Genomic DNA, 19,083 nt, shown 5'->3' with positions numbered 1-19,083 from the left:
GCGGACGAGTTCGACCGTGCCGACGGCGCACGGCGTGCCGTCGGCCTTCTCGATGGCCGCGTCCAGGCACAGGCGCAGGCCGTCGTCACCGGGCGCGGCCTCCCGGACGGACGCCTTCCAGACGAGCGGCTCGCCCGCCACGGCGGTCGCCCGGTTGCGCCAGCTCACCGCCCGCAGCCGCGCGTCCGGCCCGGCCCAGTCGAGGGCGTGCCGGGCGAGCATCTCCCCGTGCAGCGTGGACTGCACGACCGGCCCGGCGAAGCCCTCGGAGATCGCGTACGGCTCGTCGTAATGGATGCGGTGCGCGTTCCACGAGACGGCGCTGAACCGGAACAGCTGCACGGTGCTGTGCGAGTACGCCCGCGCGGGGCACCGCTCGCCGGACGTGGCGGTGCCCGGGCCGGTCATGGCTGCTCCATCACGATGATCGTCTCGTCGACGGAGGCCAGTTCCGTCCCGTCCTCGCCGGTGAAGCGGGTCGTGACGGCCAGCGCGACGAAGTCGCCGGACCGTCCCCGCTTGGCCTCCGCCGAGCGCACCGCGCGGTCCGCCCGCACCCGCGCGCCCGCCACGAGCGGGCTCCCGAGCCGGACCGACTGCCCGCCGTGCACCTGGCGCACCGGCAGGCCGCGGGTGCACGGCGACTCCCTGGCCGCCAGCCCGTCCGGTCGCAGCTCCGCCTCGACCGGACCGTCCTCCCAGCTCAGGATGCCGGTGAGGAACAGCGGCGGCGCCGTCACGGGCCGTCCGGCCGCCTCCGCGGCGCGGGCGGCCCGCAGGTAGCCGGTGTCGTCGACCGCCGCCGCGTACCGGCGGAACTCCTTCGCCGTGACGACGCCGCAGTCCTCGCGCTCCCAGCGGCCGGCCAGGTCCCCGGCCCGTGCCAGCACCTCCGCCAGCACGGGACCGAGGGGGCCGGGAGCGGGGGCGGCGCCGCTCACAGGACCCGGTGCAGCGAGCGCGTGATGCCCATGCTCGCCGTCCGCAGCGCGCCCGAGAGCTTGCCCGGGTCCATCCGGTAGGTCGGCCCCGTCACCGACAGCGCGCCGACGAGCGCCTCGTCCCGGCCGAACACCGGGACGGCCGTGCTCATGTAGCCGAGCCGGATCTCCTCGGCCTCGGTCGCGAGGTGCTCCGCCCGGATCCGGTCGAGCTGCGCGCGCAGCCGGCCCGGGGAGGTGACGGTGTAGCGGGTGAGCGGCTTCAGCCCGTTGCGCACCACCTCGGAGAAGAGCGCCTCGGTGCCGAACGCCAGGATGGTCTTGCCGGTGGCGGTGCAGTAGAGCGGGAGGCGGCCGGCCACCCGCGACTGCTCGCCGAGGCCCCGGTGCGCGAGGATCTTCTCCAGGTACAGCACCTCCAGGCCGTCGTGGATGGCGAAGTGGATGGTCTCGTGCGTGCTGAGGAGGAGGTCCTCCATGTAGGGCTGGGCGATCTCGCGGAGGATCCGCTGCCGGTGCACCCGCTGGCCGATCTCGAACAGCCGCAGGCCCAGCCGGTAGTCGCAGCCGTCGCGCTCCAGCAGCCCCCACTCGACCAGCTCGTGCGCCAGCCGGTGCACGGTCGCCTTCGCCACGCCGGTGCGCCGGACGAGGGCGGCGAGGGACAGGGTGGCGTCGTCGACGGTGAACGCTTCGATGATCAGCTGGGCCTTGCCCAGGACGGAGTTCATCGGATCGGGGCAGGCGCCCTGCCGCGGACCCGGGCGCTCGGAACGGGGGACGTCGATCGAAACGATGGTCATGACAGGAACCTGGCGATCAATTCACAGACCTCCGCCGGTCGTTGTTCCATCAACGGAATCATGCCCCCGTCGATCACCGCCACCCTTGACGTGTTAAGTTGCGATGACAAATTCTGCAGGTCAGGCGCGGTGAATGGATCGGCCGAAGCGCCCACGCAGAGCGTGGGGCAGCGGACCAGGCCGATGCGCTCCTCCATCCGGTAGCGACCGACGGCCTCGTGGCCGCGTTCCACATCCTCGCCGAGGACGAGGGCGTCGCGCACGAATCGGGTGAGCAGATCGGGCCGGCCCGGCGGATAGTAGGGCCGCCTGCGGCGCCAGAGCTCGGCCAGATGCGCCCCGTCGGGATCCGGCTCGACCTCGTCGATCGGCGGCCGGTGCCGGCGCGCCTCCCGCGCCCGCGCGTCCACGTACGGGGTGGACGACAGCACCAGCGCCCCGACCCGGTCCGGCGCCCGCGCCGCCACCTCGACCGCGATCACCCCGCCGGTGTGGTGCCCGACCAGCGCGACCTCGCCGAGCCCGAGCGCGTCCAGGAAGTCGACGACCGTCGCGGCGTAGGTCTCGATCGAGTGCTCGGCGATCGGCGCGGACGCGCCGAAGCCGATGGTGTCCATCGCGATGGCCCGGTGGGTGCGGCCGAGCAGCGGCAGCACCTCCCGGAACTCGTCCCAGGACCGCGGCGTCTGGTGCAGCAGCACCACGGGCGAGCCGGTGCCGCACTCGGCGTAGTGCACCTGCCCGCGCGGGGTGTCGGCGTAGCCGAACCGGACCGGCGGGGCCGGCGCGCGGCCGGCCGCGGCTCCCCGTGCTGCCGGCGCCGTCATGACGCCTCGGCGAGGAAGGCCAGGCTCAGCGGGTTGTAGAGGTCGGCCTTCTCGTGCTGCGGCCAGTGCCCGCAGTCGTTGAAGATCTCCAACCGTGCTCCCGGGATCGCCGCCGCGATCGCCTCGGCCTCGGGGACCGCCCCGAACGGGTTCTTGTTGCCCCACACCACCAGCGTCGGCGCCTTGATCGCGGCCATCCGCTCGGGCCGCAGCAGGTTGCGCTCGCGCGTCTCGACCTCCTGCAGCGCCAGCAGGTCGCGCAGGTTCTCCGCGAACTCCGGCCGGTGGTAGATGTCGAACCGGACCTCGGTCAGTTCGTCGCCGAGGTCCTCGTCCCAGTGCGCCCACAGGAGCCGCAGCCGCTCTTCGGTGAGAGCCGGGTCGTCGCTCTCCACGGCCCGGCGGGTCGAGGTCTTCAGCCGCTCCATCACCGCCGGGTTGACCTTCGTCCCGCCCATGCAGAGCAGTTCCAGGGAGGCGACGCGGTCGGGGTGCTCGCTCGCCGCCCACGACGCCACCCAGCCGCCGAGCGACTCCCCGACCAGGTGCGCGCGCTCCGCTCCGACCGCGTCGAGGTAGGCCATCAGGTGGTCGACGTAGGCGGGGATCTCGCCGGGCTTGCCCGGCTTGCCGGTGTAGCCGTGCCCGAGCATGTCGATGGCGTGGCAGCGGTAGCGCTCGGCGTGCGCCGGGATGTTGCGGACGAACGCCTCCAGGTGCCCGGTCGTCCCGTGCAGGAAGACGACGTGCTCGCCGTCCTCCGGCCCGGCCTGCAGGGCGCGGGTGCGGACGCCGCCCGCGTCCACGTACGCGTGCCGGTAGTCGAGGTCGACGAGTTCGGTCCAGATGCTCATGAATCGCCTTTCGCTGTCGTTCGGCCCGTCCGCGTCACGCGGCCGACGGGTCCAGGACGGCCACGCCCATCCCGGTGAGCCACTCGGGGACGACCTCGTACGCCAGGCGCCGCCCGGGAACGTGGTCCATCGCGGCCGCCATGAGCAGCCAGGTGCGCAGTTCCTGCGCGCCGTTGCCGGCCACCTCGGTGAGCCGTTCGGTGGTGTACTCGGTCAGCCGGGCCGCCTTCCCGGCCTCCAGCAGGGACAGGAACTCCTCGTCGAACTCCGCGTTGACGGCCGGCGCGGCGGCGCGGACGATCCGGCGGCGCCGCGCGTCGTAGTCCCGCCAGTTGTCGCGGCCGTTCAGCCACGCGCCGACCATGAACTCCTCGTCGTCCCCGTGCGGGTCGCGCCAGTCCGGCCAGGGCAGCCGGTGCGACAGGCCGCCGGACCCGACCACGGCGACGCGCCGGTCCCCGGGGAAGTCCAGCACCGCCTCCCGGACGGCGCGGCCGAGCCGCTCGCAGCGGTCCAGCGTGGGCAGCGGATGCGCGAAGACGTTCACCACCAGCGGGACGATCCGCACGTCCAGCCCGTCCAGCAGGTACTGGATCGCGTGCGACTGGCCGTGGTCGATCTGCAGCCTGGCGGAGTAGGCCACGTCGAACCGCCCGGACTCGACGAGCGTGCCGGCGATGTGCCGCGCGAGCGGCTCGTCCACCGGCTGCGGACCTTCGGGCGTCCCGGCCTCGCCGCTGGCCAGGCACTCGCCGACGCCGATCGTGAAGCTCGGGATCAGGTCCAGCCAGAAGCCGCGGAAATGGTTGGAGCCGACGAGGACGACCGTGTCGGCGCGCGTGGCGGCGATGGCGTCCCGCGCGCGCCCGAGCGCGTCCCGGAACCGCTCGGCGCGGTCCTTGTGGACGGTCTCCTCCCAGTGCGTGTTCATCAGCGTGGAGTGGGACGCCCCCACGCCGAGGACGATGTCGGTCATGCGCGCGCTCCTTCGGTCGCGGACGCCGCGTCCCCGGCCAGGTCGTCCCGGGAACGGGTCAGGGTGTCGACGGCGGTGCGGACCAGGAGGCGGGTCAGCCGCTCCATCTCCCGCAGGTCCACGGTGTTCATCCCGCGCGAGAAGTCGATCTCGAACGGCGCGTCCGTCACCTTCGGCATCCCGATGCGGGCCGTGGGGACGCCCCGGCCGCGCAGGATGTTGGCGTCGGTCGCGCCGCTGTTCCCGCGGATCACCTCGTGGGGGCGGCCCTCCAGCGCCTCCCAGGACGCGATCGCGCTGCGGCACGCCCAGCCGTCCGGGTCGCTGGCGGTGCCGGGGATCGCCAGGATCAGCTCGGCGCCGGCGTCCACCCCCGGATGGTCCGCCTTGATCGCGTCGAGGGCGGCGAGGAACTCCCGCTTGGCCTGCATCGGCGTCGTCCGGGGGCTGAGCCGCAGGTCGACGCGGAGCTTGCAGGCGGCCGTGGTGACCGCGGCCATCCGCGGCCACCCGCCGCGGATCGAGGAGACGACGCCCTGCGGGGCGACCGTGCCCTCGGTGTGCCGCTCGGCGTACCGGGCGAACCACTCCTCGAGACCCTGGGCGACCAGGCCCGCCGCCGCGATCGCGTTGTCGTAGGGCAGCCGGTGCCGCGACCCGACGTAGGTGTGGACGCCCCGGACGGTCACCTCGAACCAGGCCAGCCCGACCTCCTCCCAGGAGACCGTCCAGCCGGGCTTGGCGATGAGGGCGAAGTCGGCCCAGACGCCCTGCTCCAGCAGGAACGAGCAGCCCGCGCCCTGCCCGGTGTTGCGCCGCGGGCCGGTGGGCCGCGCGTTGGTCGGCATGCCCCCGGCGCCGAACGCGGCGATCAGGTCGCCGGTCAGCGGGACCCCGGCGCGCGCGACGGCCTCGGCGGCCATCATCACGCACGCGGCGTGGCCCTTGGGGTTGGAGGCGCCGAGGCCCGTCACCAGGTCGCCGTCGACGACCGCCTCCGGCCGCATGTCGGGACGCAGCCCGTCGCCGATCCACGGCACGTCCTCGGCCGGGTCGCCGGCGGTCAGCGTGTCGATCGGGGCGTACAGCATCAGGTCGGGGCCGGTCCCGTCGCCGTCCAGCCGCGCCCACGCGTTCGCCTGCCGGTCGTCGAGCGGCTGCACCCTGGCGTCGCACCCGGCCGCCGCCAGCTCGGCCGCGATGTGCTCGGCCAGCGGGCCCTCGTCGCCGGTGGGGCTGGGGACGTCCACGAGCCCGGTGACCAGCTCCGCCAGCCGCTCGCGGGTGATGTGCGCCCAGGCGCCGGCGACCAGGCCGCGCCGGCGCTCGTCCAGGCCGGCGAGCCCGTCCGGGCCGTCGCCGCCCGCCCCCGGCGCCGTCACTGGTTGATCCTGTGGACCTGCGTGCCGGTCGTCCGGGCGATCCACCGCCACAGCGCGGGGACCGCCACGGCCAGGGCCGCTCCGCAGAACAGTGCGACGACAACGCGCTTCATGGTCCTCACTTCTTCCTGGTGGTCGCGGGAGCGGTGTCGGCGCCGCACTCGGCGAGCCGCTTGGCGTACTCCTCCTCGCTGAGGCTCCGCCAGGCGGTCAGCGAGACGTCGGGGCGGTAGAGCTTCTCGGGGGGAGCGTCGGTGACGTCGACCATCCAGGCGTCCTGGCCGGAGAACTGGCCGTGGAACAGCCAGCGGATCGCGCCCAGGTACTTGGTGTAGAAGCCGAGGGTCTTCCAGCCCTGCGTGAAGTTCACCATCACGCCGACGTACCGGTGGTGGTCGGCGTCGACGGGGACGTAGAACTCGTAGTGGATGAAGTTCGGGTAGACGATGCGCAGCATCCCGGGCATCGACAGCGACGCGAACCCGGGGAAGTCGCCTGCCTCGATCACCGGGTCGACCCGCTTCGGCTTGCCGGTGTTGCCGATGTTGAACGACTCCTTGGGCGGCTGCATCTTCCACCACCGCTTGTTCGTCCACCGGCCCACGCCCGGGAAGTCGGCCTCCCAGTGCACCTCGTCCTGCACGCGGAAGATCCACCGCCCCTCGGTGATGACCCGCGTGACGTTCCAGGTGGGCATCGGCTTGAACAACCGCCACAGGGCCGTGCGGTGCAGGTACTTCGCGTGGCCCTCGTCGAAGCCGTTCTCGCAGGCGAACCGCCAGTTGCCGCGGCGCGGCTCGATCCGCCCGCCCAGCACGAAGGCGTTGCCGACCAGCTCCTCCGGGATCTGCTCGTCGATCGGCGGCGGCTCCTCGCCGGCGACCGGGAGGTACACCCAGACCATCCCGAGGCGCTCCTCCACCGCGAAGGTGCGCACCCCGACCTTCCCGCAGATCCGCGAGTCGGGCCCGTCGGTGATCACCGCGGCCAGCCGGCCGCTGGGCAGGTCGAACGTCCAGCCGTGGTACGGGCAGCTGATCGTGCCCGGGAACTGCCGGTCGCCCTCCGAGAGCGGCACCCCGCGGTGCGGGCAGCGGTCGTGCAGCGCGTACGCCACCCCGTTGTCCCTGATCAGGGCGATCTTCTCGCCGCAGATCGTGTAGGGGCGGGGATCGCCGGTGATGTGGCTGGACCATGTGACCGGGTACCAGTAGCCCCGGAACCCCGCGGCGGCGGCGTCGTAGTGCGGCCACGACGACCAGTCCTGCCGGCCTGGTGCGGTGGGCCTGCGGCGCGGCCGCGGCCTGGCCGTACCGTCCCGCGGCCCGTCCGGCGGCGCGGCCGCGGGCTCCGGTCCGGACGCCCGGTCGAGCGAGTCCTCACCCGTCGTCATCTGCGTGTCCTCCCGTTGCTGGAACGATGCAACCGAGGATCGGCCCGCCGGGCCGGATCGCCTACGGACCCGTCTCGCTGGGCGGACCGCCGCACGATGGCGGGGCGCCCCGCGCGTGCCAGGGTCCGGACCATGGACGAATTCATGCGGAACGCGATGTTCTCCCTCGACGGACGGACCGCCCTGGTCACGGGCGGGACCTCGGGCATCGGCGCGGAGGCGGCCCGGGTCCTGCTCGGCGCGGGCGCGAAGGTCGCGATCCTGTCCCGGGACGCGGAGCGGGCCGAGCGGAAGGCCGAGGAGCTGGAGCGCGGCGGCGGCACCGTCGCCGGGCTCGGCTGCGACGTCACCGACGAGGCGCAGGTCGACGCGGCCGCGGCGGAGGTCGTGCGGCGGTGGGGCCGGCTGGACGTGCTGGTCACGAGCGCCGGCCGGCTGGCCAGGGGAGCGGTCACCGCGCTGCCGACCGCGGACCTGCACGGCTGCTTCGCCACCAACGTCTTCGGGACCTGGTACGCGTGCCGGGCCGCCGCACGCGCCATGACCGCCGCCGGCTCCGGGCGGATCGTCACGCTCGGCTCCGTGCTCGGCGCGGCCGGGGCGCCGGAGCGCGCGGCCTACGCGGCGTCCAAGGGCGCGGTGGTCCAGCTGACGAAGTCGCTGGCCCTGGAGCTGGCCGGGACGGGCGTCACCGTCAACTGCCTGATGCCCGGCCCGATCCTGACCGAGATGAACGCGGGGTCCCGGGACGACCCGGTGGCGCGGGCGTTCGTGGACCGGGAGGTGCCGCTCGCCCGGTGGGGCGAGCCGTCCGACCTCGCGGGCGCGCTGCTGCTCCTGGCCTCGCCCGCCGCGGCGTTCATCACCGGCTCCACGCTGGTGGTGGACGGCGGCTACCTCGCTCACTGAGGGCGTCTCGCTGAGCGGACCCCGAGCCATGCGGCGTCGCGGAAACGCCACCTATTGTTCGCCGAATCCGGCTACCCACCCCGCTGTACCGGCCCCTACCAGCTGCTGACCTTCCAACTTATGAGGTGTTATGGAGGCACGGGCCAGAAGACGGCGCCTCGCCGGCGTCATCTCGATCATCACCGCGCTGTGCACGCTCCCGGCGTGCGGCAGCGGCACCACCGACTCCGCCGGCGCCGCCGGCTCCGGCCCCGAGATCCGGATCGGCGTCGGCGTCGATGCGGCGTACGCGCCGCTGTTCCTCGCCGACTCCCGGGGGCTGTGGAAGAAGCACGGCCTCAACGTCAAGCTCGTGCAGTTCGGCACCGGCGGACAGGCCCTCGACGCGCTCACCGCCGGCACGGTGAACCTCGCCGGCAACTCCGACGTCACGACCATCGGGAAGTTGCCGCAGGACCCCGGTCTGCGGGCGCTGCTGGTGTACGAGGAGTCCGGGCACTTCCTGAAGGTCGTCACCCGGCCCGCGATCTCCGACCCGTCGAAGATCAGGAAGATGGCGATCGTGCCGGGCCTGTCGGAACTGGCCGCCACCCGGTTCCTGCAGTCGCGGCGCATCGACCCGAAGTCGGTGAAGTTCGTGACCGCCGACCCGCCGGAGATCCCGGCGCTCCTGCAGAAGGGCGACGTCGACGCCTACGTGCTGTGGGAGCCGTGGCCCGCCAAGGGCGTCGCGCTCGGCGGCAAGGTGCTGGAGGACAGCGGCTCCTACGGCCTCGTCTACCAGCACTGGCTGGTCAGCACCCAGAAGTGGCTGGACGGCGACAAGGACACCGCCCAGAAGGTGGCGCAGACGCTCGCGGAGGCGGCGCGGCTGACCGAGTCCGACCCGGACGCGGCGGCGAAGGCGACCGAGAAGGCCGCGAAGATCCCCACGAGCCAGACGCTGACCGCCGTCAGGGAGATCGACTACGGGGTGCGCGGCATCACGGCCGCCGACGTGCGGAACTACGCGAGGACGGCCGACTGGTTCCTCGGCACCGGCAAGGTCAAGTCGAAGCCGGACGTGACCACCGGGGTGCTGCAGAACTGGTACACCGGGCAGCCGAAGGGAACGGGATGACCAAGGCCATCGACACCGGCCGCCGCGCGTCCGGCGCGGCTCGGCCGCGCGCGGATTCCACCGCGCCCGGGAATGGGGGGCACGGGGCCGCGGTCTCGGTCTCGACCGTGGGCATCGCCTTCGGGTCGTTCCAGGCGGTGCGGGACGTGTCGCTCGAGATCGCCGCCGGGGAGTTCCTCTGCCTGCTCGGCCCGAGCGGCTGCGGCAAGTCCACGCTGCTGTCGTCGCTGGCCGGGTTCGTCCCGGTGCGGCAGGGGCGCCTCACCGTCGACGGCGCTCCGGTCACCGGGCCCGACCCGGGCCGCGGCATGGTCTTCCAGAGCAGCGAGGCCCTGTTCGACTGGTTGACCGTCCGGCAGAACGTCGCGTTCGGGCCCCGCATGCGGGGCAGGCCGAAGGCCGAGCGGAAGGCCGTCGCCGACGAGTACCTCGGCCTGGTGGGGCTGCGCCACTGCGCCGACCGGTTCCCGGGGCAGCTGTCCGGCGGCATGCGCCAGCGGGTGCAGATCGCCCGGGTGCTCGCCAACGAGCCGCGGGTGGTGCTGATGGACGAGCCGTTCGGGGCGCTCGACGCGCAGACCCGGCAGGTGATGCAGGAGGAGATGGCCCGGATCTGGGAGGCGTCCGGCTGCACGGTCGTGTTCGTCACCCACGACATCGACGAGGCCATCCTGCTCGGCGACCGCATCGCGGTGATGACCGCCGGGCCGGCCGCGACGATCAAGTCCGTCTACGCCGTGGACCTGCCGCGGCCCCGCGACGACACCGCGCCGGAGACGGCGGAGCTGCGCGCGCGCCTGCGCGCCGACATCGGCGAGGAGGTCCGCAAGGCGCTGCGGGACCAGGGCGTCGACGATCCGGAGGTGGGGCGGAGATGACGGTCGTGTCAGCGGACCCCGCGGCGAGCCCGCGGGCCGAGCGGCGGACGTCCGGGGCGATGGGCGCGCGGCTGCGCTCCGCCGGGCTGTTCGCGGTGTCGATCGCCATCGGCGTCGGGATCTGGCAGCTGCTCGCGATGAAGTACGGGTCGGCGCTGGTCGCCTCGCCGGGGGAGACGCTCTCGGCCGCCCGCGAGCTGGCCGCCGACGGCACGCTCGGCAACTCGGTGATCGCCTCGGGCCGGCGCATCCTCATCGGATGGGGCCTCGGCCTGGTCGTCGGGGTGCCGGTCGGGCTGCTGATGGGCCAGGTGCCGATCATCCGGCGGCTGCTGGACCCCTACATCGAGTTCTTCCGGTTCATCCCGCCGGTCGCGTTCGTCACGCTCGCGGTGGTGTGGCTCGGCATCGGCGAGGCGTCCAAGGTCGTGCTGATCTTCTACACCTCGGTGTTCATCGTCACGCTGAACACGATCGCCGGGGTCCTGTCGGTGAACGAGACCAGGCTGCGCGCCGCCGCGGCGCTCGGCGCGGGCCGCTGGCAGGTGATGCGGTCGGTCGTGCTGCCCTCGACCGTCCCGCACATCGTCACCGGCGCGCGGCTGGCCATGGGGAACAGCTTCCTCACCATCGTCTCGGCGGAGATCGTCGCGGCGCAGGTGGGGCTCGGCGCCCTCATCTGGACCTCGCGCAACTACGGCCGCATCGACTGGGTGTTCGTGGGCATCATCGTGCTCGGCGTGCTCGGGTTCGCGTTCGACCGGGTGCTGCGCGTCGTGGCGTCCCGGCTCCTGCACCGTTACGAGGTGAAGCTGTGAGCGGTTCGCCCGAGGTCTCGCGGGCGCTCGTCCTGGAACGGTTCGGCGAGCTTCCGCGCCTGGTGACGCGGCCGGTCCCGGACCGCCCGCCCGGCCACACGCTGGTCCGGGTGCGGGCGGCGCAGGTCGGCCATCTCGACCTCAACGTCGTGGACGGGGAGTTCGGCGTCCTGCCGGACCTGCCCGCGGTGCCCGGCACGGAGGCGGCCGGGGTCGTGGTGGCCTCCGACGTCCACCCGGAGGGGACCGCCGTGCGGATCCGCGGCGGCGGGGCAGGGCTGAGTCGCGACGGCGGCTGGGCCGAGCACGCGGTCGTGCGGGACACGGCCGTCGTGCCCGTCCCGCCCGGCACCGACCCGGCGCTGGCCTGCTGCTTCTTCTCGCCCGCCGGGACGGCGCAGGCGGCGGTCCACACCGTCGCGGCGATCCGGCCGGGGGAGCGGGTCGCGGTGACGGGAGCGGCCGGCGCGGTCGGGGCGCTGACCGTCCAGCTCGCGGCCCGCGCCGGCGCCGAGGTGATCGGCGTCGTCGGCCGCCCGGCCAAGCTCGGCAGCGTGCCGCCGCCCGCCAAGCCGGTGCTGGCGTCCGAGCTGGCGGAGGACACCGCGGGCGGCCCGCTCGACGCGGTCATCGACACCGTCGGCGGCGCGGTGCTGGCCACCGCGCTCGGGCTGGTGCGGGGCCGGGGCCGGGCCGCGCTGGTCGGCTACACGGCGGGCCGCGAGCTGCGCCTGGACCTCGCGGACTTCCTGCTCGCGGACGTCTCGCTGCTGCCCGTCAACCTCATGACGCGCGGCGCGGAGGTCGCGGCGGACGCCGACCGGCTGCTGGCGGAGCTGAACGCCGGCGAGCTGACGCTGCCGATCGAGCGGTACCCGTTCGACCGGCTGGAGGAGGCGGTCGGGCGGCTGCGCGGCGGTGAGGCCGTCGGCAAGGTGGCGCTCGAGATCGACTGACCCGGCGCGGCGCGGGGAGGGCGCCGGTTCAGCGCGGGACGACCACGGCACGGCCCCGGCAGCACGTCTCGCCGGGGCCGTCGCCGTTCCCGCGCCGCTCGTCGAGCGCGAGCGTCACCTCGCCGGACGCCTCGTCGACGGACTCGACCACGCCCGTCACCACCAGCCGGTCGCCCGCGTAGGCGGGTGCCCGGTTCTGCCAGGCGACCGAGCGGACCTCCCCGGCCTCGCCGGCGAAGGCCGCGGCGGCGCGGAAGAACAGGCAGCCGTGCAGCTGCGCCATGACGACCGGCCCGTCCAGGCCCTCGGAGCGGGCGAACGCGGTGTCGTAGTGGATGCGGTGCGCGTTGCGCGTCACCGCCCCGAACCGCAGCAGCCGCACCTCGTCCGGGACCAGCTCGGCCCGCGGAACCGGGTCGCCGGCCTCGACGCGCCGGGTCATCGGACGATGAACCTCTCCGTGACCTCGGCCAGCGGGCCCCGCTCGGTCGAGTAGGTCTTGCCGACGGTCAGCAGCAGGAAACCGGGCTCCCGGCCCTTGCGCTCGACGGACCGCAGGACGCGGTCCACCTGGACCCGCTCCCCGGGACGCACCGCGCCGCGCCAGCGGATCTCCTGCCCGCCCGCCATCAGCCGGACGGCCAGCCCGTCGGTGCCGGGCACCTCGTCGCGGTACATGCCGTCGGGGCGGAACTCCCCGTCCCCGGCGCCCGGCGCGCCGCGCAGCAGGCTGACCAGGTACATCGGGTGGACGGTGAACGCGGGGTCGCCGGGGTCGACCAGGCGCGGGGCCGTCTCGCCGGCCGCGCGGGCGAACTCGGCGGAGGCCGCCGCGTCCACCGGGCCGAGCGAGCGGCGCTCGGCCCGGCCGATCAGTGCGCGGGCGCGCTCGCCCGCCTCCTCGGTCGGCGTCATGTGCTGCCTCCCTCTCCGCGGATCCGGCGGGCCGGGACCGGCGCGCCGGATCTGGAGGCTAGGCGGCGGCCCCTCCGGACGGCGACGCGGACGGCCCGCTCACCGGACCGCCGGGCTTGGGACGGGACGCCCCCTCCAGCACGATCGGCGCATGGACCTCATGCAGATTCGGCCGGCCCCCGAGGGGGCGTACGCGCAGGCGGACGGCGTCACCTACCACTACATCGAGCTGGGCGAGGGCAGCGCGACGATCTTCTTGCACGGCGGCGGGCCGGGCTGCACGGCCTGGTCCGACTTCGGGCAGGTCGCGCCGCTGTTCGCCCGGGACCGCCGGGTCCTGCTGGTGGACATCCTGCAGTACGGCAGGTCCGAGAAGACCGTCATCAAGGGCCCGATGTGGGACTTCCACGCGGCCAAGACGGTCGCGCTCATGGACGAGCTGGGCGTCGACCGCGCCGACTTCGTCTGCAACTCCTGGGGCGGGACGATCGCGCTGAACCTCGCGGCCCGCTACCCCGACCGGGTGCGGTCGCTGGTCGTCACGGGCAGCCAGCCGGTCTGGCACGGCCCGCTCGCGCCGCTGCCCGAGCGGGGGCACCGCGGCCGCAAGGCCCGCGACCGCTACTTCGGCGGCACGGGCCCGTCCTGGGAGAAGATGCGCGAGCTGATCGCGACTTTGGAGTGGTACGACCCCGACGCCGTCCCCGACGCGACCGTCACGATGCGGTACGAGCAGAGCATCGACCCGGAGGAGACCGCGCTCGCGGGCGCGTCCGACGATCCGCGCGGCGACTGGCAGGACCTGTCCGGCGTCCTCGGCGACATCCAGGCGCCGGCGCTGTTCATCTGGGGGATGCACGACGCGTTCCTCACCCCCGATTACCCGCTGATGCTCGCCCGGATGCTGCCGAAGGGGAACCTGCACGTGATGGACCGGGCTTCGCACCACCTCCAGGAGGAACGCCCCGCCGACTACTACAGCATCGTGACCGGCTTCCTGAACCAGGAGCGCTGATGGGCGGTCCGGCGGTGCGGGTCGTCGAGCTGCCCGGCCCGTTCACCCGGTTCGCGGGGCGGCTGCTGGTCGGTCTGGGCCACGAGGTGGTGCTCGTCGAACCGCCGGGCGGCGACCCGGCCCGGCGGGACGGGGACGGCTGGGCGTTCGCCCACTGGCACGCCGGGAAGCGGTCGGTCGTCCTCGGCGCCGACGACCGCGCCGGGCTGCGCCGCCTCCTCTCGACCGCCGACGTCCTGCTGGACGGGACGCCCGGCGGCGCCGACGGGCCCGGCCATCTCGTCCACGTCAGGGTCACGCCGTTCGGCTGCTCCGGACCGCGCGCCGGCTGGCAGGGCACCGACCTCGTCGTCGCGGCGCTCGGCGGGATGCTCGCGCAGGTCGGCGACCCCGACGGGCCGCCGCTGGCGCTCCCGGAGAACCAGGCCGAGCAGCTCGCCGGGGTGAACGCCGCGATCGCCGTGCAGCTCGGGCTGCGGGCGCGCCGCCGGGGGGACGGCAGGCAGGTCGCGGACGTGTCGGCGCAGGAGTGCGTCGCCGCCGCCCTGGAGGCCGGTGCGCTGGCCTACCTGCACGAGGACCGGGTGCCGCCGCGCCCCGGGCGGGAGCATCCGCTGGTCCCGCACGGCCTGTTCCGGGCGGCGGACGGCCACCTCGGCGGCGGTCTCGGCGGCAGCCCCCGCATGTGGGACGCGCTGCTGGACTGGCTCCGCGAGGAGGGCGCGCAGGCCGACCTGGACGAGCCGCGCTGGCAGAGCCCGGTCGAGCGCAAGAAGCACCAGAAGCACGTCTTCGAGGTCGTCCAGAGCTTCGCGGGCAAGTATCCGAAGGCGGAGTTCGCCGAGCTGGCGCAGGCGCGCAAGCTGCCGTGGGCGCCGGTGCAGCGCCCGGACGAGCTGCCCGCCGACCCGCAGCTGCGGGCCCGCGAGTTCTTCCTGACGACCCGGACGGCCGCGGGGGAGCGGGCCGATCTCGGCTTCGGGTTCGCCTTCCCCGAGGGGCGGCGCGTGTCGTCGCTCACCGTGTCGGAACCGGGCGCCGACCAGGGGCTTCTCGACGCACCGCGCGAGCCGGAGGCCCCGGCGGCCGGCGACGCCGGCGGCGCCCCGGCGGCGCCCGTGCTCGCGGGCGTCCGCGTGCTCGACCTGACCTGGGTGCTCGCCGGGCCGTACTGCACGAAGGTGCTGGCGGACCACGGCGCCGAGGTGATCAAGGTCGAGTCGCGGACCCGGCCCGACCCGACGAGGTTCGCGCCGTTCATGCACCTGTCGAGGGGCCCGCACGCCGACCCCGACGACAGCGCCTTCCACGACGGGAACGGCTACTTCAACGAGGTCAACCGCAACAAGCGCAGCGTCGCGCTCGCCTTGCGCACGCCCGAGGGCCTCGCCGTGCTGCGCGAGCTCGTCGCCGCGAGCGACGTCGTCGTCGAGAACTTCTCGTCCGCCGTGATGACGAGGATGGGGCTCGGCTACGGCGCGCTCTGCGAGATCAAGCCGGACATCGTCTACGTGAGCATGTCGGGCATGGGCCACACCGGTCCGCGCAACGGGTGGGTCTCCTACGCCGACACGGTGTCCGCGCTCTCCGGGCTCACCGGCCTGACGGGCTGGGCGCCGGACGACGTCGTCGGGGTCATCTACGGGCACGGCGACATCGTCGCCGGCCTGCACGCCGCGCTCGCCACGGTCGCCGCGCTGGAGCACCGCGACCGGACCGGGCGCGGGCAGCACGTCGACCTGTCCCAGCTGGAGGCGATCGCCGCCCACATGGGGACCAGCGTGATCGCGTCGGAGCCGCCGGAGCCGCGCGGCAACGCCCACCCGTCGTTCGCGCCGCAGGGCGTCTACCGCTGCCTGGGCCCCGACCGGTGGCTGGCCGTGAGCGTCCGGTCCGACGAGGAGTGGGCGGCGCTGCGCGAGGTCATCGGGTGCCCGGGCCTCGGCGACCGGCGCGCCGCGTCCGCCGGCGAGGCGATCGCCGCCTGGGCGCGCACGATGCCCGCCGACGCCGCCGCCGAGCTGCTGCAGGCCGCGGGCGTGCCGGCCGGAGCGGTGCAGGACGGCCGGGACCTGGTCGAGCAGGACCCGCAGCTGCGGGCGCGCGGGTTCTACGTGCGCGCGGAGCACCCCACCGCGGGAGCATTCCTGCACGAAGGCGTGCCGATCCGGCTGTCCCGCACCCCGGGCGGGATCCGGCACGCCGCACCGCGGCTCGGCGCCGACACCGACGCGGTCCTGCGCGACATCGTCGGCCTCCCGGCGGACCGGATCGCCGCGCTCCGGGAGGGCGGGATCCTGCGATGAACGAACCGGCGACCATCCCGGACCTCCTCACCACGGCGGCCAAGGCGTTCGCCGACCGCCCCTTCCTGCACGCGGACGGAGCGACCCGCACGTACCGGGAGTCGGCGGACGCGGCCGCCCGCACGGCGGCGACGCTCGCGGGACGCGGTGTCCGGCCGGCCGACCGCGTGGCGGTCATGTCGGCCAACCGGCGGGAGTTCGTCGACCTGTTCCTCGGCTGCGCGTGGCTCGGCGCGGTCCTGGTCCCCCTGAACACCGGGCTCCGCGAACGCGGCCTGCGGCACGCCCTGGACATGACCGAACCGTCGATCGTGGTTGCGGAGCGGCAGTACGCCGGGCTCCTCGCGGGTTGCGGCAGGGACCCGTGGCCCATCGATTCCGTGGAGCCTTGCGCGGAGGCGGAGCCGATCCCGCCCGCGCCCGTCCGCCCGGACGACACCGCCGCCGTCCTCTTCACCTCGGGCACGACGGGTCCGCCGCGCGGGGTGCGGTGCCCGCACGCCCAGTTCGGCTGGTGGGGCGCCAACGTGGGCGGCGCGCTCCGCCTCACGCCGGAGGACGTCCTCTACACCTGCCTGCCGCTCTTCCACACCAACGCCCTCAACGCGCTCATGCAGGCCATGATCGCCGGGGCGTCCCTCGCGCTCGGACCCCGGTTCTCCGCGTCCCGCCACTGGAGCCGGGCGGGCGACGCCGGGGCCACCGTCGTCTACCTGCTCGGCGCGATGGTCCCGATGCTCATGGCGCAGCCGCCCGGCCCGTACGACCGCGCGCACCGCGTCACGCGCGCGCTCGCCCCCGCCACTCCCGCGCACCTGTGGGAACCGTTCCAGGAGCGCTTCGGCGTCGCGCTCATCGACGGTTTCGGATCCACGGAGACCAACTACGTCATCGGCGCGGAGGTGGGCGGCGGCGAACCCGGCTACATGGGCACGGTCCGGCCGGGGTTCTCCGCCCGGGTCGTCGACGACGCGCTCCGCCCGCTGCCCGACGGCGTGCCCGGCGAGCTCATGGTCCGCAGCCACCGGCCGCTGGCCTTCTCCACCGGCTACCTCGGGGACCCGGTGGAGCCGCCCGGCTCGTGGCGCCGGACCGGCGACCGCGTCGTCCGGGAACCCGGCGGACGGTACCGCTTCGTCGACCGCATCAAGGACGTGATCAGGCGCCGCGGCGAGAACATCTCCTCCTCCGAGGTCGAGGAGGTGGTCCGCGCCCACCCGTCCGTCGCCGAGGCCGCCGCGTTCCCCGTCCCGTCCGAGCTGGCGGAGGACGAGGTCATGGTCGCGGTCGTCCTCCGGCCGGGCGGCTCGCTGGAGCCGTCCGGGCTCATCGCGCACTGCGAGCGCGACCTGCCGCCGTTCGCCGTGCCCCGCTACGTCGAGATCGTTCCGGACCTTCCCTTGACCGAGACGGGCAAGGTCCGCAAGGCGGCGCTGCGCGAGCGGGGCGTGACGCCCGCCACCTGGCGCCGCCACTGAGCCGTCCCGCCACTGAGCCGTCCCGCCGCGAGGCCGGCAGGACGGCGCGGGGCGCGGGGCCGATGTTTGCCGGGTGCGCCGGCGGGGAGCGCAGCACAAGAGGCCGATGCGGACGATCAGGAGGGGGCGCGGGATGGCCTGCTTGGTGCGAGGAGCGCTGCGGGGCGCCGCCGCAGGCGCGGCGGGCACGACCGCGCTGAACGGCGTCACCTATCTGGACATGGCCCTGCGCGGGCGCCCGGGAAGCGACACGCCCGAGGAGACGGTGCGCGCGCTGTCGGACAAGACCGGCATCCCGGTGCCCGGCGAGGGCGAAGAGCAGGACAACCGCGTCTCCGGCCTGGGTCCGCTGACCGGGCTGGCGGCCGGCATCGGCACCGGGGCGCTGCTCGGGATCGTCACCGCCGCCGGGTGGCGGCCGGGCCGGGCCGTCACCGCCGCGCTGGCCACCGCCGGAGCCATGCTCGGCAGCGACGGCCCGATGACCGCGCTGGGCATCACCGATCCGCGCGCCTGGCCGGTGTCGTCCTGGATCAGCGACCTGGTCCCGCACGCCGCCTACGGCGCGGTCACCGCCGCGGTCCTGTACGGCCTCGACCACTGACGCGCACCGGAGCGGGGGACGCCGCTCAGGCCGGAACCGGGAGGGCCCCCGCCATGCGACCGACCGCGATCAGTGAGCAGGAGCCGGGCCTGACGGTCGGCGTGGAGGAGGAGTTCCTGCTCGCCGACCCGGTGACCGGGGAGACGACGGCGAGCGCCGAGGCCGTTCTCGCGCGCGCACGGAACCTTCCTACGCCCTCCGGCGCGCAGTTCTACCTCGAACTCCTCGGCACGCAGGTGGAGGCGGCGTCCGCCGTGTGCACGGATCTGCCGACGCTCGGGCGGCGGCTCGCGGCGGCCCGCGGCGAACTCGCCGCGTCCGCGCGGCAGGAGGGCGCGCTGCTGATCTCCTCGGGGACGGCGCCCCTGCCCTGCCCCGTGCCGGCGACCTCCGAGGGGGAGCGGTTCTCCCGGATCCGCGACCTGTACGCGGGCGTCGTGCGCGACTACGAGGTCTCCGGCTGCCACGTGCACGTCGGCGTCCCCGACCGGGACACCGCGGTCGCCGTCGCCAACCACCTGCGCCCCTGGCTCCCGACCCTGCTGGCGGTGTCGGCGAACTCGCCGCACGCCGCGGGCGCCGACACCGGCTACGCGAGCTGGCGGATGCTCCAGCAGGCCCGGTTCCCGGGGGCCGGGCTGCCGCCCTGGTTCCCGTCCGCCGAGGACCACGACCGGGAGACGGCCCGGCTCGCCGAATGCGGGGTGGTCGTGGACCCCGCGATGTCGTTCTGGCTGGCGCGGCCCTCCCCGCGCCTGCCGACGGTCGAGGTCCGCGCGGCCGACGCCGTGCCGACCGCCGAGGAGGCCGTGCTGCAGGCCGCCCTCACCCGCGGGCTGGTGCGGACCGCGCTGGCGGAGCTGGCGGCGGGACGGACCGCGTCCCGCGCGCCGCGCGAGCAGGTCGGG

20 protein-coding genes are annotated in these 19,083 nt (G+C 74.6%); 10 read left to right on the top strand and 10 right to left on the bottom strand.

Annotated features, from left to right (window positions below; translation table 11 throughout):
* The 8 genes from ABZ914_RS25915 to ABZ914_RS25880 all read right to left on the bottom strand — a co-directional run.
* The coding region (locus ABZ914_RS25915; protein ID WP_500196341.1) for an HTD2 family dehydratase at window positions 1–408 on the bottom strand (408 nt) is incomplete at its 3' end.
* On the bottom strand, window positions 405–941 hold the full coding sequence (locus ABZ914_RS25910; protein WP_500196339.1) for an FAS1-like dehydratase domain-containing protein: 537 nt from the start codon (window positions 939–941) through the stop codon (window positions 405–407). The genes ABZ914_RS25915 and ABZ914_RS25910, both read right to left, overlap by 4 nt.
* Window positions 938–1,744 (bottom strand): IclR family transcriptional regulator, encoded by an 807-nt coding sequence (locus ABZ914_RS25905; protein WP_500196338.1) that lies wholly within the window; start codon window positions 1,742–1,744, stop codon window positions 938–940. The genes ABZ914_RS25910 and ABZ914_RS25905 overlap by 4 nt, the downstream gene beginning before the upstream one ends.
* On the bottom strand, window positions 1,741–2,571 hold the full coding sequence (locus ABZ914_RS25900) for an alpha/beta fold hydrolase (protein ID WP_500196336.1): 831 nt from the start codon (window positions 2,569–2,571) through the stop codon (window positions 1,741–1,743). The genes ABZ914_RS25905 and ABZ914_RS25900 overlap by 4 nt, the downstream gene beginning before the upstream one ends.
* The gene (locus ABZ914_RS25895) at window positions 2,568–3,425 is read right to left on the bottom strand and encodes an alpha/beta fold hydrolase (RefSeq protein WP_500196334.1); all 858 of its coding nucleotides are present in this window, start codon (window positions 3,423–3,425) and stop codon (window positions 2,568–2,570) included. Before ABZ914_RS25895 ends, ABZ914_RS25900 begins: the two co-directional genes overlap by 4 nt.
* A gap of 34 nt (window positions 3,426–3,459) precedes the next feature.
* Window positions 3,460–4,401, bottom strand: coding sequence for a DODA-type extradiol aromatic ring-opening family dioxygenase (locus tag ABZ914_RS25890; protein ID WP_500196333.1), 942 nt, complete (start codon window positions 4,399–4,401; stop codon window positions 3,460–3,462).
* Window positions 4,398–5,783 (bottom strand): M20 family metallopeptidase, encoded by a 1,386-nt coding sequence (locus ABZ914_RS25885; protein ID WP_500196331.1) that lies wholly within the window; start codon window positions 5,781–5,783, stop codon window positions 4,398–4,400. Before ABZ914_RS25885 ends, ABZ914_RS25890 begins: the two co-directional genes overlap by 4 nt.
* A 118-nt stretch (window positions 5,784–5,901) precedes the next feature.
* A complete protein-coding gene (locus ABZ914_RS25880) occupies window positions 5,902–7,176 on the bottom strand; it encodes an aromatic ring-hydroxylating oxygenase subunit alpha (RefSeq protein ID WP_500196329.1) in 1,275 nt (424 codons plus the stop codon).
* A 132-nt stretch (window positions 7,177–7,308) separates the two neighbouring features.
* Between ABZ914_RS25880 and ABZ914_RS25875 the strand changes: the two genes are divergently transcribed.
* From ABZ914_RS25875 to ABZ914_RS25855, 5 genes are all read left to right on the top strand, one after another.
* Window positions 7,309–8,085: an SDR family NAD(P)-dependent oxidoreductase gene (locus ABZ914_RS25875; RefSeq protein ID WP_500196327.1), complete on the top strand. Its 777-nt coding sequence runs from the start codon at window positions 7,309–7,311 to the stop codon at window positions 8,083–8,085.
* A gap of 130 nt (window positions 8,086–8,215) precedes the next feature.
* Window positions 8,216–9,205: an ABC transporter substrate-binding protein gene (locus ABZ914_RS25870; protein WP_500196325.1), complete on the top strand. Its 990-nt coding sequence runs from the start codon at window positions 8,216–8,218 to the stop codon at window positions 9,203–9,205.
* Window positions 9,202–10,083 carry an ABC transporter ATP-binding protein gene (locus ABZ914_RS25865; protein ID WP_500196324.1) on the top strand — a complete coding sequence of 294 codons (882 nt, stop codon included), beginning with the start codon at window positions 9,202–9,204 and terminating at the stop codon, window positions 10,081–10,083. The genes ABZ914_RS25870 and ABZ914_RS25865 overlap by 4 nt, the downstream gene beginning before the upstream one ends.
* Entirely contained in the window at window positions 10,080–10,901 is an 822-nt protein-coding gene (locus tag ABZ914_RS25860) for an ABC transporter permease (protein ID WP_500196322.1), read from the top strand. The genes ABZ914_RS25865 and ABZ914_RS25860 overlap by 4 nt, the downstream gene beginning before the upstream one ends.
* Complete coding sequence (locus tag ABZ914_RS25855) at window positions 10,898–11,857, top strand: quinone oxidoreductase family protein (RefSeq protein ID WP_500196320.1); 960 nt, start codon at window positions 10,898–10,900, stop codon at window positions 11,855–11,857. The genes ABZ914_RS25860 and ABZ914_RS25855 overlap by 4 nt, the downstream gene beginning before the upstream one ends.
* A 28-nt stretch (window positions 11,858–11,885) precedes the next feature.
* Here ABZ914_RS25855 and ABZ914_RS25850 read toward each other — a convergent pair whose 3' ends face one another.
* Window positions 11,886–12,299, bottom strand: coding sequence for a hotdog family protein (locus ABZ914_RS25850; protein WP_433234355.1), 414 nt, complete (start codon window positions 12,297–12,299; stop codon window positions 11,886–11,888).
* Window positions 12,296–12,772, bottom strand: a complete 477-nt coding sequence (locus tag ABZ914_RS25845) for an FAS1-like dehydratase domain-containing protein (RefSeq protein WP_500196318.1) — start codon at window positions 12,770–12,772, stop codon at window positions 12,296–12,298. The genes ABZ914_RS25850 and ABZ914_RS25845 overlap by 4 nt, the downstream gene beginning before the upstream one ends.
* Before the next feature lie 151 nt (window positions 12,773–12,923).
* On the opposite strand from ABZ914_RS25845, the gene ABZ914_RS25840 reads away from it, so the two are divergent.
* From ABZ914_RS25840 to ABZ914_RS25820, 5 genes are all read left to right on the top strand, one after another.
* On the top strand, window positions 12,924–13,787 hold the full coding sequence (locus ABZ914_RS25840; protein WP_500196316.1) for an alpha/beta fold hydrolase: 864 nt from the start codon (window positions 12,924–12,926) through the stop codon (window positions 13,785–13,787).
* A complete protein-coding gene (locus tag ABZ914_RS25835; protein WP_500196314.1) occupies window positions 13,787–16,093 on the top strand; it encodes a CaiB/BaiF CoA-transferase family protein in 2,307 nt (768 codons plus the stop codon). Before ABZ914_RS25840 ends, ABZ914_RS25835 begins: the two co-directional genes overlap by 1 nt.
* The gene (locus ABZ914_RS25830) at window positions 16,090–17,571 is read left to right on the top strand and encodes an AMP-binding protein (RefSeq protein WP_500196312.1); all 1,482 of its coding nucleotides are present in this window, start codon (window positions 16,090–16,092) and stop codon (window positions 17,569–17,571) included. Before ABZ914_RS25835 ends, ABZ914_RS25830 begins: the two co-directional genes overlap by 4 nt.
* Window positions 17,572–17,704: 133 nt before the next feature.
* Window positions 17,705–18,175, top strand: coding sequence for a hypothetical protein (locus ABZ914_RS25825; RefSeq protein WP_500196311.1), 471 nt, complete (start codon window positions 17,705–17,707; stop codon window positions 18,173–18,175).
* A 53-nt stretch (window positions 18,176–18,228) separates the two neighbouring features.
* Window positions 18,229–19,083, top strand: an 855-nt coding sequence (locus tag ABZ914_RS25820) for a carboxylate-amine ligase (RefSeq protein ID WP_500196309.1), incomplete at its 3' end; no start/stop codon positions are given.

Origin of the sequence: Spirillospora sp. NPDC046719 (assembly GCF_040645715.1) — a bacterium.
Classification (GTDB): domain Bacteria; phylum Actinomycetota; class Actinomycetes; order Streptosporangiales; family Streptosporangiaceae; genus Spirillospora.
Note: the sequence above shows the minus strand (reverse complement) of the source record. Positions and strands in the feature narration are given on the sequence as shown.

Excerpts from the sequence above, each read along its gene's own strand:
- ABZ914_RS25880 (WP_500196329.1), bottom strand. The coding sequence starts at position 7,176 with ATGACGACGGGTGAGGACTCGCTCGACCGGGCGTCCGGACCGGAGCCC.
- ABZ914_RS25900 (WP_500196336.1), bottom strand. The coding sequence starts at position 2,571 with ATGACGGCGCCGGCAGCACGGGGAGCCGCGGCCGGCCGCGCGCCGGCC.
- ABZ914_RS25870 (WP_500196325.1), top strand. The coding sequence starts at position 8,216 with ATGGAGGCACGGGCCAGAAGACGGCGCCTCGCCGGCGTCATCTCGATC.
- ABZ914_RS25840 (WP_500196316.1), top strand. The coding sequence starts at position 12,924 with ATGGACCTCATGCAGATTCGGCCGGCCCCCGAGGGGGCGTACGCGCAG.
- ABZ914_RS25890 (WP_500196333.1), bottom strand. The coding sequence starts at position 4,401 with ATGACCGACATCGTCCTCGGCGTGGGGGCGTCCCACTCCACGCTGATG.
- ABZ914_RS25845 (WP_500196318.1), bottom strand. The coding sequence starts at position 12,772 with ATGACGCCGACCGAGGAGGCGGGCGAGCGCGCCCGCGCACTGATCGGC.
- ABZ914_RS25830 (WP_500196312.1), top strand. The coding sequence starts at position 16,090 with ATGAACGAACCGGCGACCATCCCGGACCTCCTCACCACGGCGGCCAAG.
- ABZ914_RS25895 (WP_500196334.1), bottom strand. The coding sequence starts at position 3,425 with ATGAGCATCTGGACCGAACTCGTCGACCTCGACTACCGGCACGCGTAC.
- ABZ914_RS25865 (WP_500196324.1), top strand. The coding sequence starts at position 9,202 with ATGACCAAGGCCATCGACACCGGCCGCCGCGCGTCCGGCGCGGCTCGG.
- ABZ914_RS25875 (WP_500196327.1), top strand. The coding sequence starts at position 7,309 with ATGGACGAATTCATGCGGAACGCGATGTTCTCCCTCGACGGACGGACC.
- ABZ914_RS25860 (WP_500196322.1), top strand. The coding sequence starts at position 10,080 with ATGACGGTCGTGTCAGCGGACCCCGCGGCGAGCCCGCGGGCCGAGCGG.
- ABZ914_RS25835 (WP_500196314.1), top strand. The coding sequence starts at position 13,787 with ATGGGCGGTCCGGCGGTGCGGGTCGTCGAGCTGCCCGGCCCGTTCACC.
- ABZ914_RS25905 (WP_500196338.1), bottom strand. The coding sequence starts at position 1,744 with ATGACCATCGTTTCGATCGACGTCCCCCGTTCCGAGCGCCCGGGTCCG.
- ABZ914_RS25825 (WP_500196311.1), top strand. The coding sequence starts at position 17,705 with ATGGCCTGCTTGGTGCGAGGAGCGCTGCGGGGCGCCGCCGCAGGCGCG.
- ABZ914_RS25850 (WP_433234355.1), bottom strand. The coding sequence starts at position 12,299 with ATGACCCGGCGCGTCGAGGCCGGCGACCCGGTTCCGCGGGCCGAGCTG.